The 19,611-nt window shown below is 52.5% G+C and carries 20 protein-coding genes and 1 pseudogene; 8 read left to right on the forward strand and 13 right to left on the reverse strand.

From position 1 onward, the window contains the following. Positions 1-250: pseudogene (gene gyrB / locus AB8B76_RS07285) on the forward strand (DNA gyrase subunit B); the annotation flags it as partial. 170 nt (positions 251-420) lie between these two features. On the opposite strand, the gene AB8B76_RS07290 reads toward gyrB, so the two are convergent. Then, complete coding sequence (locus AB8B76_RS07290) at positions 421-597, reverse strand: DDE-type integrase/transposase/recombinase (RefSeq protein ID WP_405271362.1); 177 nt, start codon at positions 595-597, stop codon at positions 421-423. A 256-nt stretch (positions 598-853) separates the two neighbouring features. On the opposite strand from AB8B76_RS07290, the gene AB8B76_RS07295 reads away from it, so the two are divergent. Next, complete coding sequence (locus AB8B76_RS07295) at positions 854-1,525, forward strand: PEP-CTERM sorting domain-containing protein (protein ID WP_405271363.1); 672 nt, start codon at positions 854-856, stop codon at positions 1,523-1,525. A 47-nt stretch (positions 1,526-1,572) separates the two neighbouring features. Here the strand turns inward: AB8B76_RS07295 and AB8B76_RS07300 are convergent, their stop codons facing one another. Beyond that, a complete protein-coding gene (locus tag AB8B76_RS07300; RefSeq protein WP_405271364.1) occupies positions 1,573-2,037 on the reverse strand; it encodes an Lrp/AsnC family transcriptional regulator in 465 nt (154 codons plus the stop codon). Positions 2,038-2,433: 396 nt separating this feature from the next. On the opposite strand from AB8B76_RS07300, the gene AB8B76_RS07305 reads away from it, so the two are divergent. Then, complete coding sequence (locus AB8B76_RS07305) at positions 2,434-2,652, forward strand: hypothetical protein (RefSeq protein ID WP_405271365.1); 219 nt, start codon at positions 2,434-2,436, stop codon at positions 2,650-2,652. 27 nt (positions 2,653-2,679) lie between these two features. Continuing rightward, positions 2,680-3,072: a hypothetical protein gene (locus AB8B76_RS07310; RefSeq protein ID WP_405271366.1), complete on the forward strand. Its 393-nt coding sequence runs from the start codon at positions 2,680-2,682 to the stop codon at positions 3,070-3,072. Positions 3,073-3,103: 31 nt separating this feature from the next. Here AB8B76_RS07310 and AB8B76_RS07315 read toward each other — a convergent pair whose 3' ends face one another. Together AB8B76_RS07315 and AB8B76_RS07320 are read right to left on the reverse strand one after the other, a co-directional pair. After that, positions 3,104-3,898: a hypothetical protein gene (locus tag AB8B76_RS07315; protein ID WP_405271367.1), complete on the reverse strand. Its 795-nt coding sequence runs from the start codon at positions 3,896-3,898 to the stop codon at positions 3,104-3,106. Between the two features lie 96 nt (positions 3,899-3,994). Then, entirely contained in the window at positions 3,995-4,381 is a 387-nt protein-coding gene (locus tag AB8B76_RS07320; protein ID WP_405271368.1) for a hypothetical protein, read from the reverse strand. A gap of 336 nt (positions 4,382-4,717) precedes the next feature. Here AB8B76_RS07320 and AB8B76_RS07325 point away from each other — a divergent pair, with 336 nt between their 5' ends. Continuing rightward, a complete protein-coding gene (locus tag AB8B76_RS07325) occupies positions 4,718-5,248 on the forward strand; it encodes a retroviral-like aspartic protease family protein (RefSeq protein WP_405271369.1) in 531 nt (176 codons plus the stop codon). 28 nt (positions 5,249-5,276) lie between these two features. On the opposite strand, the gene AB8B76_RS07330 is transcribed toward AB8B76_RS07325, so the two are convergent. From AB8B76_RS07330 to glyQ, 4 genes are read right to left on the reverse strand one after another with little or no spacing between them, the layout of a single operon-like run. Further along, positions 5,277-6,212, reverse strand: coding sequence for a hydrogen peroxide-inducible genes activator (locus tag AB8B76_RS07330; protein ID WP_405271370.1), 936 nt, complete (start codon positions 6,210-6,212; stop codon positions 5,277-5,279). Positions 6,213-6,236: 24 nt separating this feature from the next. Next, positions 6,237-7,718 (reverse strand): DNA recombination protein RmuC, encoded by a 1,482-nt coding sequence (rmuC, locus tag AB8B76_RS07335; protein WP_405271371.1) that lies wholly within the window; start codon positions 7,716-7,718, stop codon positions 6,237-6,239. 58 nt (positions 7,719-7,776) lie between these two features. Then, positions 7,777-9,858, reverse strand: coding sequence for a glycine--tRNA ligase subunit beta (gene glyS, locus AB8B76_RS07340; RefSeq protein WP_405271372.1), 2,082 nt, complete (start codon positions 9,856-9,858; stop codon positions 7,777-7,779). Further along, positions 9,855-10,814 (reverse strand): glycine--tRNA ligase subunit alpha, encoded by a 960-nt coding sequence (gene glyQ, locus AB8B76_RS07345; protein WP_405271373.1) that lies wholly within the window; start codon positions 10,812-10,814, stop codon positions 9,855-9,857. The genes glyS and glyQ overlap by 4 nt, the downstream gene beginning before the upstream one ends. A 139-nt stretch (positions 10,815-10,953) precedes the next feature. Here glyQ and AB8B76_RS07350 point away from each other — a divergent pair, with 139 nt between their 5' ends. Next, positions 10,954-11,856 carry a lysophospholipid acyltransferase family protein gene (locus AB8B76_RS07350; RefSeq protein ID WP_405271374.1) on the forward strand — a complete coding sequence of 301 codons (903 nt, stop codon included), beginning with the start codon at positions 10,954-10,956 and terminating at the stop codon, positions 11,854-11,856. A 43-nt stretch (positions 11,857-11,899) separates the two neighbouring features. Continuing rightward, positions 11,900-12,691: a co-chaperone DjlA gene (gene djlA / locus AB8B76_RS07355; RefSeq protein ID WP_405271375.1), complete on the forward strand. Its 792-nt coding sequence runs from the start codon at positions 11,900-11,902 to the stop codon at positions 12,689-12,691. Between the two features lie 26 nt (positions 12,692-12,717). On the opposite strand, the gene AB8B76_RS07360 is transcribed toward djlA, so the two are convergent. The 5 genes from AB8B76_RS07360 to def all read right to left on the reverse strand — a co-directional run bounded on the left by AB8B76_RS07360 (position 12,718) and on the right by def (position 18,434). Beyond that, complete coding sequence (locus tag AB8B76_RS07360; protein ID WP_405271376.1) at positions 12,718-14,166, reverse strand: TrkH family potassium uptake protein; 1,449 nt, start codon at positions 14,164-14,166, stop codon at positions 12,718-12,720. 8 nt (positions 14,167-14,174) lie between these two features. Further along, a complete protein-coding gene (gene trkA / locus AB8B76_RS07365; protein WP_405271377.1) occupies positions 14,175-15,551 on the reverse strand; it encodes a Trk system potassium transporter TrkA in 1,377 nt (458 codons plus the stop codon). Between the two features lie 108 nt (positions 15,552-15,659). Next, positions 15,660-16,946: a 16S rRNA (cytosine(967)-C(5))-methyltransferase RsmB gene (gene rsmB, locus AB8B76_RS07370; RefSeq protein WP_405271378.1), complete on the reverse strand. Its 1,287-nt coding sequence runs from the start codon at positions 16,944-16,946 to the stop codon at positions 15,660-15,662. A 14-nt stretch (positions 16,947-16,960) separates the two neighbouring features. Further along, the gene (fmt, locus tag AB8B76_RS07375) at positions 16,961-17,920 is read right to left on the reverse strand and encodes a methionyl-tRNA formyltransferase (protein ID WP_405271379.1); all 960 of its coding nucleotides are present in this window, start codon (positions 17,918-17,920) and stop codon (positions 16,961-16,963) included. 7 nt (positions 17,921-17,927) lie between these two features. Continuing rightward, positions 17,928-18,434: a peptide deformylase gene (gene def / locus AB8B76_RS07380; RefSeq protein ID WP_405271380.1), complete on the reverse strand. Its 507-nt coding sequence runs from the start codon at positions 18,432-18,434 to the stop codon at positions 17,928-17,930. 89 nt (positions 18,435-18,523) lie between these two features. Between def and AB8B76_RS07385 the strand changes: the two genes are divergently transcribed. Beyond that, positions 18,524-19,609 (forward strand): LysM peptidoglycan-binding domain-containing protein, encoded by a 1,086-nt coding sequence (locus AB8B76_RS07385; RefSeq protein WP_405271381.1) that lies wholly within the window; start codon positions 18,524-18,526, stop codon positions 19,607-19,609. The last annotated feature ends 2 nt before the right edge of the window (positions 19,610-19,611 follow it).

Consider the following 19,611-nt stretch of genomic DNA (forward strand, 5'->3'; position numbering starts at 1 on the left):
CTTAGAGTGGCTGATGACGGAGGCCCGGCGGGGATACTACATTCAGCGGTATAAGGGTCTAGGTGAAATGAACCCAGAGCAGCTTTGGGAAACCACTATGGATCCTGAAAGCCGTCGGATGCTTCAGGTTACTATCGATGACGCTATGCGCGCGGACGAGATATTCACCACGCTTATGGGAGATCAGGTGGAGCCGCGCCGAGAGTTTATTGAGGAAAACGCGCTTTATGTGTCCAATTTGGATGTGTAAAGGAAAGCGTTGTTAGTTCTCACGCTATTTGAAAATTTCTCACCCCAAATGAACTAAAAACTTAACCCATTGCCTTTAAAATCAGTGGGCTAAGTTTTTTAACATCTGTTTTTGAGCAAGTTTAGGGAAGACCTCTTCCCACCGACACGACAAATCCGGCCCAACGTCGATTAGTTGCCGTTATTGAGTTTGAATCGTGAGGTCGTTGTTTTAGCCGCCGCACCATTGCGCCTCGCCTGAAAGTACACATCGACCACCTCACTATCCTGGTCAACGGCTCTCCATGAGTAATGCTGCCTACGATCTCTTTCGACGGAGACTTCGTCGATGGTAAAAAGTATCGCCATAACCACAATGCTTTCTTTTTATCTCTTAGTGTAAATCGCTCCGAATTTTATACACCAAAAACTGAGAGCCTTTAATTAAAAAGGAAGATCCCCGAAATTCCTTTTTTTGCTTGGTGAATGGCGTCCGTAACAGCGGTAATGCCATGTATCTGGGGGCCATGACTCACCTATTCTAGAAGGGTCTAGTAAACGCTTTCGCCAGTAGCCAGACAGTCACGATTTATCTAAAACCCACGCTCCTAAAGGTCACCTCGCTATGAAATGGCTCAATAAACTCGCGTTGCTACCAGTTCTTTCGTTCTCACTTGCCGCAAACGCAAACCTTATAACTATCAATCAACCAGGGGGATTGATCATAACCCCCCTGGGTGACCCGATTCTTCAGGGTGACGGTGCTGAACTGTTTAGCATTGTCCCCTTGTTCGAGTCAGGCTCGCCCGTAGCAGAGGGCCCGAACCCACTCGGAGTGGAGCGTACATTTACGTTCAGTACAAACACCATATCCGAACGGGTGGAAGTAAGTGAAGCAGCTAGCGGCGACGGCACGCGAACACGAACCGAATCTAGGGTGAGAACCACGACAATACGCGAACTGCTAAGCCTGACTATCGCTGCCGTGAATGACCTTGGTTCCAGTGATTTTTCGGTGGGAAGTCAACTACCCCTAGGAGATGGTTTTTTCACGCTCGACCTGAGTAGCGCCATCCTATCCGAATCTTCATCTTTGGCATTCGACGTAGCCTTCTCAAGTGAGTCGATGTCAGAAATCTTGAGCCAGAATAACGAAGTGATCGTGCCGACGATGAATGGTATTAACGATACCGCGGCGATGGTGCCTGCACCCTCCGCCCTCATACTACTGGGCACCGGTTTGATGCTATTAGTTCGCCGTCGGGGGACTCCGGTCAGCGAGTTTAAGGCAGCTTAATCTCAGCACGGAATCAGCGGGCCCTGGCAGGGCGGCAGCGGGTTCGCTTATTCATCCAACGTTAGCGTTAGCATCTTCTCGATGCTTCTTGGTAGTGCGTCGTCGACAGGCAGGCGCATTATAAGCTTGGTATTGGTATCGCAGTAGTCAATCATACGCTCTATAACATCGTCGAGCGCTGACATATTCGCCACACCCACTTGCACGATGAACGTCGTGACGCCGGTGATATTGTAAATCTTCATAACCTCGTCAAAGTCCAGCAACAGTGCTTTCAAGGCACGCTCCTTACCTCGATGGACCTCACACTCGATCAATGCTGTAATCGGCAGTCCAAGTTTCTCAAGGTTAATGCGGGGACGATAACCTGTAATCACCCCATCTTCTTCCATTCGCCTGATACGCTCGGCGACCGCCGGCGCTGACAAATGAACGCATTTAGCAAGGTCCGCATAGGAGATACGTGCGTTTTCGCAAAGCGCTCGAAGCAGTTTTAGGTTGATTTTATCCATTGTGATTCCAAACTGTTATTCACTAGTCATGGGTGATTCGACAGCGCACGACGACACTGAGTTCAGCTGAATGACGTGTTTACTCTAAATGTCGTCTTGAGCCTGGGGCGAACGTGTGTTGAATTGTGCGCAAACTTGACCCGCCTTTGCATTTTGCAGCTAACCCGCGCCGAACATGACAACATGATGAGACACCCACTCCAGTTTCGTCGGTAAGGTTGCTTCTGGCGGATAGGAGGCCCGCTTTGTGACCCTGTGCCGAGTAAAGCTATGCTTTGAATTGCGTCTCAAAGGTAGCGCGCATCATCGGTGTGCTTCTGGTAGTTTCATGCCTTCTTTTTTTCTACTTAAAAGTGCGTCTGCAGGAATGAAGCATTTCCGTTCCGCCGTTTAATATTGGAATCAATCGCTATCGTCGGCAGCATCCTGTTGGCATTTTCCATCGACGCATGGTGGGAAGAATCCAAGGAAAGCAAACAGCACGCAGTGCAACTTTCGCTACTTGAGGAAGAGGTTCTTGAGAACATTGAGCAATTTCGTAGGTCCGCGAAATTGAATCGACAATACGCACAGAACGTATCCACCTTGGGTGACGTGTTGCAGGGACGAACCTAAATTTCTTCATCAGAGTTAGATGACTTAATGGCTCTCGTGGTCGCCATGCCTGGCTCCCAGCCACAATTGGGCATGGTGGATTTTCTCACAGCCTTTGGTTCCGCAGCGTTGGAGGATCAACCAGAATTACTACCTAAACTGATGAGATTGAAATCAGTAGTAGCTACCTATGCCAACAACCAAGACATCGCAACGAGAATCCACACCTCCGATACTGCAGTTTATACCACTGGAAATCACATCGTAAATTTTGAGACCTCAGAATTTCAAAAAGCTAAAGATGCCAGCGAGGTCGCAGCTGAGCGTGAGAGAGCGATTAAGAATACGAGACTACTTGCCCTGCTGTTTGGCGAATTTCTAGCCGTGCAAGCCGATGATTTGGTAGAGCGCCTCGAAGAAATTGCCACGATACTCAAATGACACCGCTGAAAGCGGACAGTCGCGCCGCAACTTAAATTCTAGGCGTGCTTACAGGATCGGCGCCTAAAAACGGCAACTCAAACGGCACAAAGCAGTTGCCGTAGCGTTCGATTCGGTTATCAGCGTAGGTTTCCATGTACGGCGTAAACTCATCGATGTAGTTAGCATCGGGGCTGTAGCCGACGACCTCTATTTGTTCAAGGGTCTGTCTTGCCATACGTTCAAGCAAACCACTCTGTAAGTCGTAATAATGCAGCATTTCCAGGTATCGAGTTCGATCACTCGCGCTGATGTCTCGCGCTATTGCTAAAACCTTAAGTTTGGACAACGCGTCGAAAACATCCTGCTGTTTGAGTTGGATTAGGTTCGTGCCTGTGAATATAGTATCTAAAGCACGTCGACGGTCGGTGTTCATGAGGCCAATAGCTTCACCACTCTGCTCTGCATTCCAAACGCGAGATCCCCACATTCGATACGGCGTGGGGAGGACCTCCGGGAGAACCGTCTCAAAAATGCCTTGGTTAGCCGTCCAGGGTAAGCCTTTCCAGGGGTCTCGGTCATTTACGAGTAATGAAGAGAGAGCTTCTGTGCGTTCTTGCCTACAGGGCTCTATTGCAAGCACTTCTCGGATATTAAAAAGGTTTTGCAGAAGGCTCGCGTTTAGGGCGACTTCTATTTGGGTGAGCTCTTTTCGTAGCTGTTCATCCCTAAACCACTGCTCTGCTACCAATGCAAAGAGCACACCGACAACAACGATAACGAAATCGATGGCCACTGCTAACCAGTTTTGTGTTCGCACGTGTTCCGTAACCCTGGTGAGCAGCATGCTTGTAGTTCTCTGGTTAAAGGGTTTGTCTGCTCAATGATGGCGCAAAAAAAAGCGCCGTTCCATAAGGTTCGGCGCTGAGGGGAGGATTGCCTGTTAACGGTGCCGTTTAAATGGCGGCCGACCGCGAAAAGTGGTGGCTTCTTGCTGTTCTTCAACCAGCTCTATTGATGCCGCGTCTACCACAGGGAGCTCAACGACCTTACGATCAAAGGGAGGACGACCTGTAAAACTGCGGGTGCGAACCTCTTCCATTGCAACGTCGGAATTTATGATTTCCAATGACGCTATATCTACAGTTTCAACGGCGACACGCTGTCGCTTGTAAGGTGGCTTACCTCTCATGTCTGTTTCCCAGCGATACACGGTTTCGCCAGCCATAGCGGTGTTGTCTGCCAGAGTTGTGCCTGCAAAAGACACAGTTCCAGCCGCAATAGCTGCAACGAGAAGCATTGATGTATTGGGCTTTTTGCTTGAGTGCATACCTAAATACCTCCTACTTGTTTTTGGGCGGCCTCGCACATTCCCTAACCGCCTTTTGATCATTATTTTAAAGTAAATGCCCTTTATACCTGACTAAATTGCCGATAATTTTCGATAGATTATTTCTATCATATAGGCACACCGAGTAAAGCAAACTGATATCCAGCGACTTTTCGTTCGTAATCCGCTGTTCTTTAAAGCTTTTACGCACCTTGTTGAAGCAGAAAGTGAACAATTATAGAGCACTATTACGTGTTCCGATCCGGCGTGACTTCTCTAATGCCCGCAACCCTTAGGACTTATTGATTCGTGGCTTAGCTTTTGCAGTCAAAGAGCATGCTTAAGCGCTACCTATCAGCACTATTCTTTGTTTTGCTCTTTGCGAAGACCAACGCAGCAACTGCGGAACAGACAGTGGAGTTACCTTTAAACAAAGGCTCAGGCGGTGCTTTGGAGCTAGCCATGGTCGTTGATGGACACCCAGCGACGTTTTTGCTGGATACCGGCGCCGCGATGGTGACGATCAATAGCTCGCTTTTTGCCAGTATCAGTGATCGAGGGTCTGTACGGAAAGTACGTGAAGTTGCAGCGAAAATGGCCGATGGACGCACCCGCAGATTGGATGTATACGAAATAGAGGCGCTTCACTTGGTTGGCGGCTGCGACGTTGGTTTAACGGAAGTGCTCGTGGTTCCGGGGTCTGGACGTAACCTTATGGGTCTCAACGCGCTTGCGCAGTTTGCGCCTTTAACGCTTTCGATGGACCCTCCCGCGCTCGGTTTGAGCAACTGCACCCAAGGGCTCACCACAGAAAACGCGCACGTCGATCTATCTGTCGCTAGTTCACCGGGAATACCCGTAGATTAAACAGGCGGATAGTCCTGGTGGGTAGTCTTTACAGACGATCAACAACTTCTACAGCGTGACCCAACCTTTGGGCGATTATCGAGCGAAGATCCTGGGCCAGAACCTTGTAGAAGCCTCGGGCGGGACTGCTAGGCCGCCACGCCAAAACATGTAATCGAGCTATTGTTTCATCCGCTAACTCACCAACGGTTATTCCGCTGTCAGCGTTTATCTCTGACTCAACATAAAGTGCGGGTAGGAACGTAAGGCCCATTCCCATCACAACCATGAGTCTTAGGGCATCGAGGCTGCTGCCCTCATAGTCGCGACGGACTTGAGCGCCTAAGCGCTGGCAAACACCCTCAACGAGTCGAGCGAATTGGTGACCCGGCTCGGTAGTAAGGACTTGCTCACCCTTAAGGTAGCTTCCGCGCCAGGTTTTTACCTGTGACAATGAATGATCCGCCGGTGCCGCTAAAAGAATCTTCTCGCGTAACAGGGGTTCCTGGACAAGGTCCTTCGAGTTGACAGGCAATGCAGTGATAATCAGGTCGTAATCACCTCGCGCAATGCCTTCCTCTAATCCGTGCGGCGTATCCTCACGAACATAAAACTGAAGATTAGGATGAGCGTCTTTGAGTGCTGGCAGTATTTGTGGCAACAAATAGGGACCGAGGGTTCCCTTCACACCCAGTCGGTAGGTGGCCTTTTCATTGATGTTTGTATCACCAACGATTTGACCAAGCTCTTCCATAGCCTCAATGACGCGTCTCGCCTGAGGCTCGAACAAACGTCCTACGGGCGTTAAATATGCGCCGTTTCGTGAGCGCTCCAGGAGCTTTTCTCCCAGGGCTTCTTCGGCCCTGGCAATTTGCGCCGTCAGCGTTGGCTGACTTATACCAAGTTCGTCGGCCGCACCGCGGAAGCTGCCACTTTTGGCAACAGCGAGTATGTAGCTTAATTGCTTGAGAGACGGCTGGCTCACGGTTAGCCCTGAGCTGCAGCTAAGCTAGTTGGATGGGGCGTCGGATTCATCGACCAAAGATGGCTCGGTTGGGCTTTTGCTTGTTTCGCTAGTTGTTTCGCTAGCTGTGTCGTTAGTCGTGTCGTCTGCTGTGAGTACGCCCAGCCGATCGTGTTCTATCGTCGGATGTTGCGTTACTGCAGCAGGCAGTTCACCTTTGGCATTCGCCGCGATGCTCTTAAACCGCTCTACCTTTCCATAGAGGCCTTGTTTCCCCACTAAAGCGGTGACCGTTTTGTTGTACTTATCTGTGGCGGTATTCAAGGTTTTGCCCATGTCTTCAAGACGGTTACCCACGAGGCACACCTTATTGTAGATATCGCCTGCCAGCTCGCTAATCTCTCGCGCTTCTTCGTTGCTTCTATAGGTAATCCAAAGGCTCGCCACTGTACGAAGCATAGGTAGCAGGGTTGTGTGAGACACCATAATCACATTTTTGCGGTACCCATCATTAAACAGCTCGCGGTTGAATTTGAGCGCTTCTATATAGGCAGCCTCAATGGGCATGAACATGAATACAAGCTCTGGACTGTTCATGCCGCCCAGTGCGGAATAGTCCTTTGCGGATAGGTCATCTATATGACGCTTAAGTGCTGCGCCATGGGCCTTTAGTGCTTCGTTGCGCTCTTCATCCGTTTCGGCCGCGACGGAGCGATCGTAATCAACTAACGACACCTTGCTATCAATAACCAAGTGCTTGCCATCGGGAAGCTTGATAACAAAGTCTGGTATACGCAGCTTGCCTTCGCTATCGCGAAAGCTGGATTGAGCTTCGTAATGGCTCCCGGGTTCCAGACCTGCGAGTTGGAGGGTGCGTTCGAGTTGCACTTCCCCCCAGTTACCTGTGGTCTTCTTGTCACCCTTTAATGCTTTGGCGAGGTTCTCTGCCTGGTCACTCATTTTTAGGCCCACGCCCATCATGTTGCGCAGTTCACCTGCCAGGCTTTCATTGCCGCGTATTGACTGCGCGTGGACCTCGTTGATTCGGGACTGGAAACGGTGAATCTGTTCTCCGAAAGGTTTTAGCAAGGACTCCATCGATTGCTGATTGTCCTGGCTAAACTTTTTGCCACGCTCTTCAAAGATGCGGTTTGCGAGGTTCTCAAACTCTATGGCAAGTTGCTGCTTGCTTCGCTCAAGAAGTGCGAGCTGTTCTTTATGTTTCTCCTGATCCGCACTTTGACGTGCACTCAAGCCAGCGTTGGTTGTTGCTAAGGCGTTTCGCTCTTGCTGCAGCTCAGACACGCGCTCGCTCATTTGCCGAAATTGCTCTCCAAGGACCTCTCGTTCACTTAAAAGGCTGGCGTGTGCGATTTCGAGCTCTTGAAGGCGATCACCCTGCTCCTTGAGATCCCCTCGAGTTTTCGTGACTTCTGCACCACGCCACAACCAGGCAATGAAGCCTCCACAAACTAGACCTGCGATGGCGTACCAGAGCGACGGGTCGTTGAGGGCAGTCTCAATCACAACCCTTCGCGCGTCTCAATAACAAAGGTGCTGACTAAGATTCTAACTACGGTCTCGATCACTCGCTCTTCCCACCAGCGAGCTGCGAAATATCTGCTATTAGCATGAATTGATCGCGGAGGGTCGACAGTAAGGCGAGTCGGTTCGCCTTGAGTGCCGGATCCTCTGCGTTAACCATAACCTCATCAAAGAAGGCATCTACAGGTTTCCGAAGCGCCGCAAGACGCGCCAGAGCGGCGGCGTAATCTGCGTTTACTAAAGCACTAACGTTATCTTCGGCTGCTGCCGAAACCGCACTATGAAGTGCCAATTCATTAGCCTCTACGAGTAAGTTAGTGCTTACACTCGAATTACTGTCAAAGTCTGAAGCCTTCGCCAGGATATTGCTTACACGCTTATTTGCGGCAGCTAGGGCTTCTGCTTCGGGTCGTTCGCCGAAGGCCTGTACCGCGCGAACACGACGATCAAAATCGGCCGGTTTTGAGCTGCCGCTACCGCGCACAGCGCGAAAGACTTCTATGGCGATGGCATCGTTTTCGTAAAGCGCAGGTAATCGATCCAACATGTAGTCAAACACAGCTTCACTTGTTCCGTCAGCGATTATGCCTTCGCCAAAACCCTCCACTGCCATTCTCAGGCAGCCATGCAAATCTAAATCGAGTTGTTTTTCGATGATGATTCGCAACACAGCAATAGATGCGCGTCGCAGAGCAAACGGATCCTTTGAACCTGTGGGCGGCTGGCCAATCCCAAAAATACCAATCAGCGTGTCCAGGCGATCTGCGAGCGCTACCACTACGGCAACGCCGCCAACCGGTAGGTCGCTTCCTGCTTGCGTGGGCCAGTAGTGCTGAGCGATAGCGTCAGCAACGGCAGTATCTTCACCGTCGTTACGCGCGTAATACGCTCCGGCGATACCCTGCATATCCCCGAACTCCAACACCATGTCGGAAACCAGATCCGCTTTACACAACTCGGCAGCACGTTCAGCCTGAGTTCTGTCAGCGCCTGTTAGCTCGGCAAGTTCTCCTGCCAGCCGTTGCACCCGCTGTGTTTTGTCCAGCAAAGATCCCAGCTGCTTCTGGAAGATAACTGCTCCAAGACGAGCCACTCGGGACGCGAGCGTGCTTTGACGGTCCTGTTCGTAAAAGAAAGCAGCGTCCGCAAGCCGCGGTCTGATCACGCGCTCATTCCCCGCAACAACCTGACTTGGGTCGCGGCTCTCTATGTTGCTCACGGTCACAAAATTTGGCATTAACTGCTCGTCACCGTCCACCACTGGGAAGTACTTCTGGTGACTTTGCATAGATGAGATTAACGCTTCAGGGGGAACCTCAAGAAACGCTGTATCAAAGCTCCCTGCCAGGGCCACGGGCCATTCGACGAGACTTGCAACCTCACCGAGCAGATCGCTATCCACAAGTGCCGTACCACCCAATGCGTCTGCGGCAGCTTCGACCTGTTTCTTTATGAGATCGCAGCGCTCCTGAAAGTCTGCGATAACCCAGCCGTCTCTCATTACTGTTTGGTAGTCGCCCGCGGACTCAAAGCTGATTTCGTCTGGTGCGTGGAAGCGATGACCGCGGCTTGTGTTACCACTCGCTATGCCCAGCACATCTCCAAATCCAGACTCGCTGCCGTACATCAGCACAATCCAGTGCACGGGGCGAACAAACTCCATTCGAGAAGCGCCCCAGCGCATCCGTTTTGCTATGGGCAACGCAGCAACGGCGTCATTTACGATGACACTCAGGCATTCGCTGGTTTCAGCACCGGCGATGATCTGATTTAAGCCAAGCCGTTGTCCCTTGGGCGTATCGATAACTTCAAGCTCTTCAGGGGTGCAGCCCAGCTTTGCAGCAAAGCCCTGCGCGGCACGCGACCAGTTGCCGTCATCGTCGCGGGCCTGCGCTACGGGAGGGCCTAAGGCCTCTTTAGATTCATCCGCTGCTTTATCAACGAGTTCTTCAACGAGCACAGCAAGACGTCGCGGTGCTGCAAACCACTGACTATTGCCGTGAGACAAACCTTTGTCCGCTAGCTGACTGATGAGCTGCTCATGCAGTGCACGACCTAATTGCTCCAGACTGCTTGACGGAAGCTCCTCGCAACCTATTTCTAATAACAGAGGCTGACTCATGCCGCAGCCTCCTTTAGCTGTGCAAGCACCTCGTCACGAATCCCGGGCTCCGCCATAGGAAACCCAAGAGCTGCTCGGGCATTGAAATATGCCTGCGCAACGTTTCGAGCCAGTGTGCGGACGCGCAAAATATAGCGCTGTCGCTCAGTCACCGATATCGCATGACGTGCATCTAATAGGTTGAAGGTGTGCGAGGCTTTCATGACCATTTCATAGGCCGGCAGCGGTAGTTCAAGATCGGTTAGGCGTTTTGCCTCTTTCTCACAATGATCGAACTGCGAAAACAGGAAGTCGACATCTGCTTCTTCAAAGTTGTATCGCGACATTTCCACTTCGTTCTGGTGAAACACGTCGCCGTAGAGCACGGGGCCCTGGGGGCTTCGAGTCCAAAGCAAATCATAGACACTATCAACGCCCTGAAGATACATCGCGATACGCTCAAGACCGTAGGTGATCTCACCGGTTACGGGATAGCACTCAATTCCCCCTGCCTGCTGAAAATAGGTGAATTGCGACACTTCCATGCCGTTAAGCCACACTTCCCAACCCAATCCCCATGCGCCCAGGGTCGGTGATTCCCAATTGTCTTCGACAAACCGGACATCGTGAGTGAGTGTGTCGATACCCAAGGCTTGTAAAGACTGTATGTACAACTCCTGAAACTCGGGAGGTGATGGCTTCATTGCCACCTGAAACTGATAATAGTGCTGCAACCGATTGGGGTTTTCGCCGTAGCGCCCATCGGTGGGACGACGGCTTGGCTGTACATAGGCCGCATTCCAACTCTCGGGTCCCAGAGAGCGGAGAAATGTCGCCGGGTGAAATGTTCCGGCCCCTACTTCCATGTCTAGTGGCTGCAGGATGAGGCATCCTTTTTCACCCCAGAATTGCTGTAACTTAAGAATAAGTTCCTGAAAACTGATGGGGTCTTGTGCTGGGTCGAGATACTGGCTCACGCGAAATCCTGTGCGAGGTGCAAAAGGCCCGTAGTATACCGTCAGTAACAGCGGCACAATACGCAGTCGTTACACAACTAACGCGCAATTTGTGCGTTTTTATTAGCGCTGCTTCACAACGATATCGAAACAGGGATTCGTGAAAAGTCGTCTCATAACATTTTTATTGTGGTCATCATCCTTGCTCCCCTTGGGAGTCTGTCGCGCTTTGGGCCGTGGCTTAGGTCGCGTTGCCTGGTGGATAGGCGGCTCTCCACGAAGGGTGACCGAGCGAAACGTAGGCCTGGCCTTTCCAGAGCTGTCTAAGCAGGAGCAGGAATTATTGGCTCGCCGCTCCTTGCAGTCTACGGGTGAGCTGGCCGTTGAGATGGGTTACATCTGGAACCGTCCCTGGGATCAGATTCGAGGCCACATCCTTGAGATAGTGGGAGACGACGCCGTCCGTGCCGCCCTCGCAGAGGGTCGAGGAGTCATGATGTTGGGGCCGCACCTTGGGAACTGGGAGATTGTTGGCCTGCATATTTCTGAAATGGGTGAGTCAGTAGCACTTTACGAGCCTCCCCATATGCAGCAGCTCGACGACATGGTGCGTGCTGCCAGGCAACGCTCGGGCTCCGTCCTGGTTCCTACAGACGCCCGCGGACTTGCAAAGCTCGTGAAGTCTTTGAAAAAGGGCGGTATTGCTGGAATCTTGCCGGATCAAGTTCCTCCAGTAGTGGAATCCGGAGAGAATAGCCTTTTTATGGGGGTGCCGACCTTTACTATGACCCTGGCTAGCAAGCTGTTGGCCAAGAGCGGCGCGCAAGCCTTCTTTGGTTTTGCGGAGCGTATTCCCGGCGGTTACCGGTTACATTACTTGCCTGCTGACGAAGGTATTTATAGCAAGGACATGCAAACCTCGCTGAAAGCACTGAATGATGGGGTTGAGGGCTGTGTACGCATGTCGCCGGCGCAGTACCAATGGGAGTACAAGCGGTTTCGGGTGAGGCCCCGAGGAAGCGTGGATTATTACGCCCCGGACTGGCGGCCAGAGTCCAACTGAACAACCTTCTGTTTTTTCTTCTCTTTTCCGATCGGAGTTAATGATGTTTTTTGGCAAGTTGCTTGCGGGCATTCTGGGATTACTCGTTGCTGGTTTTCCCGGGCTCATTTTTGGTGTGGTGCTCGGCCACCTATTTGATCGAGGGTTGGCCGGTGTATTGGGAATGGGTACCGCCGACCTAGAAAAAGTAAGAGAGCATTTCTTTCGCAGTACCTTTTTGCTCATGGGCCACGTAGCGAAATCTGACGGTCGTATCTCGGAGGATGAAGTTGCCCATACCGAAACAATTTTCCAGCAACTGGGTTTATCAGATGATCAGCGCCACGACGCTATTCTGTTATTCAAGGAAGGGGGCGATAAGGACTTTTCTGTAGACGCCACTATCCAGAGCTACTTGCTTGCAGGCGGAGCACATCCAGCGCTAAAGCAAACGCTGATGATGTTTCTTGTAACTCTGGCGCTTGCTGACAATCAGCTACATAGCGGTGAGCGTTCGGCACTCAGGCAGATCGGAAATCTTTTAGGCTACAGCGATGAGGTCGTCGAAGAACTCCTGCGTATGGCGACAGCGCAGGAGCAGTTTCATCAGCACCCGGGGCACCCCTCAACACCCACGCTTTCGGACGCTTATGCGGCTTTGGGAGTGAGTGAAGACGCAACGGACAGCGAAGTGAAACGCGCCTATCGAAAGCTCATGAGCCAGCATCACCCCGACAAGTTGTCGGCGCGAGGCGTGCCCGAGGATATGCTGAAGATCGCCACGGAAAAGTCCCAGGAAATTCAGGCCGCTTATGAATTAGTGCGTAAATCCCGCGGTACAGGGAAGAGCGGGTAACTGGCGCGACTAGAGGTTGGCGAGACTTAGTTACGCCAAAACATCGGCGTAAACAACACCAGTAAGGTAAACACTTCGAGTCGCCCCAAGAGCATGGCAAAGCACAACACTGACTTGGCAAAATCACTGACTTCACCGTAATTCGCGGCTACAGATCCGAGTCCTGGACCCAGGTTGTTAAGCGCGGCAGCGACTGCAGAGAATGCGGTAATGAAGTCAAGACCTGTGGCCATGAGCACCAGCATGATCACGATAAATGCGAAGGTGTAAACCGCAAAAAAGCTCCAAACTGCACTCACTACCGTGGCTTCTACGCGGCGATTGCCGACCTTTAAAGGAATAATCGCATGGGGGTGTACCAGCTGTTTTAACTCTCGAATTCCCTGCTTGTAGATGAGCATTAGACGCATGGCCTTGATACCACCGCCGGTAGATCCTACACAGCCGCCCATAAAGGAAAACATCAGGAGCATCATGGGTAAAAAGCCGGGCCACAGCGAAAAGTCCTGCGTGGCGAAACCCGTGGTAGTGGTGATGGATACCGCCTGAAAAAGACCGTGTACGACGCTTTCCTGAATGTTGAGTGTTTCTGAGAACATGAGGTAAGCACAGGTAATGACTACGCAAACTGCCATGGCACTAGCGAAAAAACGCGCTTCAGAATCCTCCCAATATCCCGATGCACTGCGGCGGCGAAACGCCGTGAAGTGCAGCCCGATGTTCAGCGCTGAAATCAGCATAAACAGCGTGCTGATGAGATAGATAGCTTCGCTGTCGAAGTAACCCATGCTGGCGTCGTGGGTACTAAACCCACCGATAGCGACCGTTGCAAAGGCGTGACACACCGCATCGAAGCCCGACATTCCCGCCAGGCTGTAGGCGCCTGCGCAAAGCACCGTCAAAGTAAGATAGACAGAAAACAATGCCTTGGCGGTTTCTGTGATACGCGGAGTGAGTTTGCTGTCTTTGCTCGGCCCGGGGGTCTCTGCGCGATACAACTGCATGCCACCAATACCCAGCATGGGTAGCACGGCTACCGCCACGACGATGATACCGATACCACCCAACCACTGGAGCATCTGCCGATAGAGAAGAATCGAAGCGGGCATGTCATCGAGGCCCGTCAACACCGTAGCGCCCGTGGTAGTAAGCCCTGAAATTGACTCGAATATCGCGTCGGCGGCTCCCATGTTCAGGGATTCTGTCAGCGCAAAAGGTAAGGCGCCAAATAGTCCCAGTACGGTCCAGAACAACGCGGTTATCAGAAAGCCGTCGCGGATTTGCAGATCGCGTTTAACTCCTCGGAGGGGGAGCCATAGTGTAATGCCCGACAATAAGGTGATCGCGAAGGCGGAAATAAAGCCCGTCACTGTGTCATCGTCAGTAAGGACTGCTATGAGCAGCGGCGGCAACATCGCCACGCTGAAGAGGCTTAGTAGAAGCCCCAGGATGCGCAGACTAATGGCGAAATGCACGCGATGGCCTAAGAGAAGAAGCCAAAACCTACGGCAAAGAGTTTCTCTACCGCGTGAATTTTGTGCTTATCAACCAAGAACAGGATGACATGGTCATCAGTTTCAACCAGTAAATCGTGATGCGCGATGAGTACCTGTTCGCCTCGAACGATAGCACCGATAGTGACGCTCTCGGGGAGAGGTATTTCTTCTATGCGGCGTCCAACAACTTTTGAGGAGTAGGCGTCGCCTCGTGCCACCAGCTCGATGGCTTCAGCCGCTCCTCGGCGAAGCGCGTGTACGGCACTGATGTCGCCTTTACGAACATAGGTTAGCAAGCTGCCGATGGTAATTTCCTGGGGTGAGATAGCGATGTCGATCTCGTCACCTACAAGCTCTGCGTAAGCGGGGTTTGTGATCAGCGTGATCACTTTCTTTGCTCCCATGCGCTTGGCGAGCATCGACATCATGATGTTTGACTCATCGTTGTTGGTCAGCGCGCAAAAAACATCGGTGTGTTCAATGTTTTCCTCGGCTAGTAATGCAGGCTCAGCCGCACTGCCGCCAATAACGAGAGTGTGTTTGAGTTGTTCCGACAGAACGCGGCAGCGCGCGTAACTGTACTCAATCACTTTTACTGAGAAGTCTTTTTCCAGCGAATTTGCGAGTCGAGCACCGATGTTGCCGCCGCCCGCAATCATGATGCGCTTGTAAGGTTTGTCTACACGGCGTAGCTCAGAGGTGACCTGGCGAATGTGCTTACTTGCCGCGATGAAGAAAACCTCATCGTTGGCTTCCACCACCGTATCGCCCTTGGGAAAAATCGCACGGTCTCTTCGAAAAATCGCGGCAACGCGAGTGTCCACCTTCGGCATATGCTCGCGAATCGTACTCAGCTCCTTGCCAACGATGGGGCCGCCGTGCACTGCACGCACGGCCACTAACTGTACTCGCCCCTCAGCGAAATCGAGAACCTGTAAAGCGCCGGGATTAACGATGAGCTGTCGGATCGAGGAGGTAATGAGTTGTTCAGGACCAATGATGACGTCTACAGGTATGTTCTCTGCAGAAAAAAGCTGTTTCTGATGATCGAGATAAGCCTGAGAGCGCACCCGGGATATTTTCTGAGGCGTGCGGAAAAAAGTATGCGCCACCTGACAGGCCATCATATTGATTTCGTCGCTATTGGTGACCGCAATCAGCATTTCGGCATCTTTGGCACCAGCCTCTCGCAGAGTGTCAGGGTGCGAAGCGCTGCCGGTGACGGTGCCAATATCAAGGCTATCTTTTAGCGCGCGCAGGCGTTCACCGTCGGTGTCGACAATGGTGATATCGTTTTTTTCGTTTGCCAGATGTTCTGCGAGCGTTCCGCCCACCTGTCCGGCCCCCAGGATGATTATTTTCATGCCGCAAAGATCCTGCCGCTGCAGTGGCTGCACAGTACTGCAATCAACTGCCGCAATACAGGCCTCATAGTGGAAATCTTACGCGCAAAAAGTGCGACTTCTTGGAGCTCAAGCATCTTTATAAAGCATGGCGAAATAGAGTCCGTCAGCACCCTTGGCACTGGGTAGCAGCTGCCGTCCGTGGGGACATGGGAGTGCCGACTCGAGTTCGAGAGGCTCTTCACGAGCGTTAGCCTGCCTTGCTAAAAACGCGGCTACCACGTCACTGTTTTCTTCCGGTAGCAAGGAACAGGTGACGTATAGCAGTCGCCCGCCTGGTACGAGGAGCGGCCAAAGCCCATCGAGAATTGCGTTCTGTTGCCGCGCAAACCCCGCCGCATCTTCTATACGCCGCAGGAGCTTTACGTCGGGATGCCGGCGAATTACGCCAGTAGCAGAGCAAGGAACATCCAGAAGCATGGCGTCAAAGGGGCCTTCATCTTTAAGTGCTGTAGAAGGCTTGGCACCGTCATCGCACAGAAGCTTTGCACTGAACCGCAGTCGATTTAAGTTTTCCTGAACGCGATGCAAACGGTCTTCGCTGATATCCGTGGCAGTGAGACAGAGCTCTGAGCCTTGCTGCTCCAGAATATGGCCACTCTTTCCGCCGGGTGCAGCGCAGGCGTCAAGAATACGTTCACCAGGCTTTGGAGCTAACAGCTGTGCCGCCATCTGCGCGGCTTCATCTTGAACGCTGCATAGGCCATCCATAAAACCCGGTAGCGCGGAGACGTCCGTCGGCTGATCAAGGATTAGCGCGGCCGAGCTAATCACGCCTTTCCGAGACGTGATATCGGTACTGTTTAGTTGCTGCTGGTAACTATCTCGATCTGTGCGAGAAAGATTCACACGCAGAGTCATGGGGGGGTGAGTATTGTTAGCTTGAGCTATTTCTTCACGCTGTGCTGGCCAATGCTTGCCTAGGGCCTCCCAAAACCAATCGGCTTGGGCCGCATTTTGTGCTGGGCTTAGTGCTGTCACGAGATCAGCCTCTTCTCGCTGAAACCTCCGCAGCACAGCATTTAGCAATCCAGAGAGTTGGCGCTTTTTGAGAATCGTAGCGGCATCCACCGTCGCACTGACGGCCGCGTGGGGCGGGATGCGCATTTCTGTTAGCTGGTAAAGGCCAGCCAGCGCCAGCGCATGAATATCCCGGTCTTTCGTCCGCAGGGGTTTTTGAAGCAGCTGCCCAAGTAAGCCGTTCAAGCGGGGAAACAGGCGGAGAGTTCCGTAGCAGATTTCACGGCAGAGCGGTTGATCCCGTTCGGGGAGTCCTGCCCCCAGTGATTCGAACGCGCGATCAAGGGAGTCACCGCGCATTACTGCGGCTATTACCTGAGCGGCTCGGGCACGCACGGCGGCTCCGGGTTTCACACGCCCCCTTCGGTGCTAAATCGATTTCCCGGCGCAAATAATGTGCTATTGCCGCGGAGCAGATCCTGAGCTTGCATCGCCTTTGAGCCTGCCATTTGCAGTGTTTCGAGTACGACAGCGCCTTCTCCACAAAGCACGGTGATCCCGTGCTCTGAACTATTCAAAATCGTGCCCGGTAGGGCGCGCGAGCTGCTGGAGGCGGACTGGGCCGACCAAATTTTTAGACGCTGCCCCTCCAGAAAGGCATAGCATCCTGGAGCAGGTTTGAATGCACGAATGCGCCTGGCGATGACGGCGGCAGGTTCGGACCAATCAATAAGAGCTTCATCTTTAGTGATCTTTGCCGCGTAATTGGCCTCGCCCTCGTTTTGCATTGTGGCAGCAGAAAGGTGCTCGGGTAGATCCTCCAAAACGTGTAACAACAACGGAGGGCCAATACCTGCGAGTTCTTCGTAAAGGTCAGCGCTACTGGTTTGCGGAGTGATGGGACAGGGCCCTTTGGCCAGCATAGGGCCCGTATCGAGCCCCGCGTCCATGAGCATGATCGTCACGCCGCTTTCAGAATCTCCTGCTTCGATCGCTCGTTGTATGGGGGCCGCTCCACGCCATCGGGGGAGTAAGGACCCGTGTACGTTGAGGCATCCATGACGCGGCAAATCAAGCACCGCCTGGGGCAGAATCAAGCCATAGGCCACGACAATAAGGGCGTCTAGTTGAAGTTCGTCGATGGCTGTTATTGCTTCAGGACTGCGAAGACTTGCTGGTTGCATTAACGTCAGATTATGACTTTCTGCCAGCACTTTGACGGGGCTTGGACGGTCCTTCTTACCTCGTCCCGCAGGTCTGTCGGGTTGCGTAAGTACCGCAACCAGCTCGTGGTTTGAGTGGATCAGCGCTTCAAGATGGATCGCGGCAAAATCTGGGGTGCCTGCGAAGGCCAGACGCAAGGGCGACACGGGGATCTCAGGCTCGCAGCCGGTGAGCTTTTTCGAGCTTGCTGCGGATGCGATTGCGTTTCAAAGGCGAGATGTAGTCAACGAATAGCTTGCCATCAAGATGATCTATCTCGTGCTGCAGACAAATCGCCGGCAGTCCGTCCAGCTCTTCGCTGAAGGGCTTGCCGTCTCTACCTAAGGCATCGACGCGAATTTTTTGCGGTCGATTCACTTCTTCGTAAAACCCCGGTACTGACAAACAGCCTTCGTCATAGCTGCCCAGCGTCTCGTCGATAATGCTGACCTCGGGGTTAATAAAAACCTTGGGCGTGTCTCGATCCTCGGAAGTATCAAGGACCAATAACCTCTGATGAACGTTGACTTGAGTCGCGGCAAGGCCAATGCCCGAAGCCTCGTACATGGTTTCGATCATATTATCGATAAGCGTGCGTATGCCGTCGTCGACTATTTCCACGGGTTTTGCCACCGTGCGCAGACGCGGATCAGGAAATTCTAAAATGTCGAGGACTGCCATGAATCTAACTTCTACCGTAGACTGCGATAGTATAACGTGGACGCTTATGCGCGAACACTGCGTAAGCTCCGTGCCTGGGAGAATGACCGATGACAGAATGGCTGATTAATGCCCCCTCAGCGCCCCACAAGAGTAATCCTGCTCTTAAGGGATGGTTGACTAGTGCTCTTTTAATAATCGCACTGTTTCTGCCGGGATTAAGTTCCGCGCAAGAAGCGACAGTGCGGGGTGATGCGCCGGACACCTACCTCGTTAAGAAAGGCGATACCCTCTGGGGTATTGCGGATATGTTCCTCGAGGAGCCTTGGCTGTGGCCAGAAGTCTGGGATGTGAACCCTCAGATTGATAACCCCCATTTGATCTTTCCCGGAGACACTCTTTACCTTAGCTATGTTGATGGCCGACCGCGCTTGTCGCTGAGCCGTGGCCGTGATGTAAAGCTTGCGCCTAACATGCGGGTCACTCCGCTGGATTTGGCGATCCCTGTGATTCCTCTTGACGATGTCGATGCATTTTTAAAGCGCCATCGAATCATTGGTCCTGAGGAGCTAGAGTCCTCGTCGTATGTAGTGGCAGGTGGACAAGAGCACCTGATCACAGCCAACGGTGACACGATCTATGGCCGCGGCTATTTTCCTGAGGACGAGCGTGCCTACGGTATTTATCGCGCTGGAGACGTATATCGTGATCCTTTGACACTGGAGGTTCTGGGTTATCAGGCGCAGGACATTGGCAATGCCCAGGCTAAAAGCAGCCTTTCGGATCCGGTTGTTGAGCTGGAGGTAACCCGGGTAACTGAAGAAGTGCGCATTACCGATCGCCTACTCCCTCTGGATGAGAGAATTTTGGACGCGACCTTTCAGCCACGAGCTCCCAGTGTAGATGTTGAAGACGCCTTCATGATTGCCGTTGATGGCGGCGTCACACAAATCGGTACCTGGGACATCGTGGTTCTGAACAAAGGTGATCGAGAGGGTCTGGAAGTAGGCCACGTACTCGCTATTTACCAGACAGGCGAGGTGGTGTTTGACGAGGTTGCTCAAACTAACGTGAGTCTTCCTGATGTTCGTGCGGGATTAGCCATGGTTTTTGAGGTTGCCGAGAAAGCGAGCTACGCGCTGGTCCTCAAATCCAACCGTCCGCTGAAAGTGATGGACAAGGTTAAGAACCCCTGACG

The organism is Congregibacter sp. (assembly GCF_045107095.1).
Lineage (GTDB): Bacteria > Pseudomonadota > Gammaproteobacteria > Pseudomonadales > Halieaceae > Congregibacter.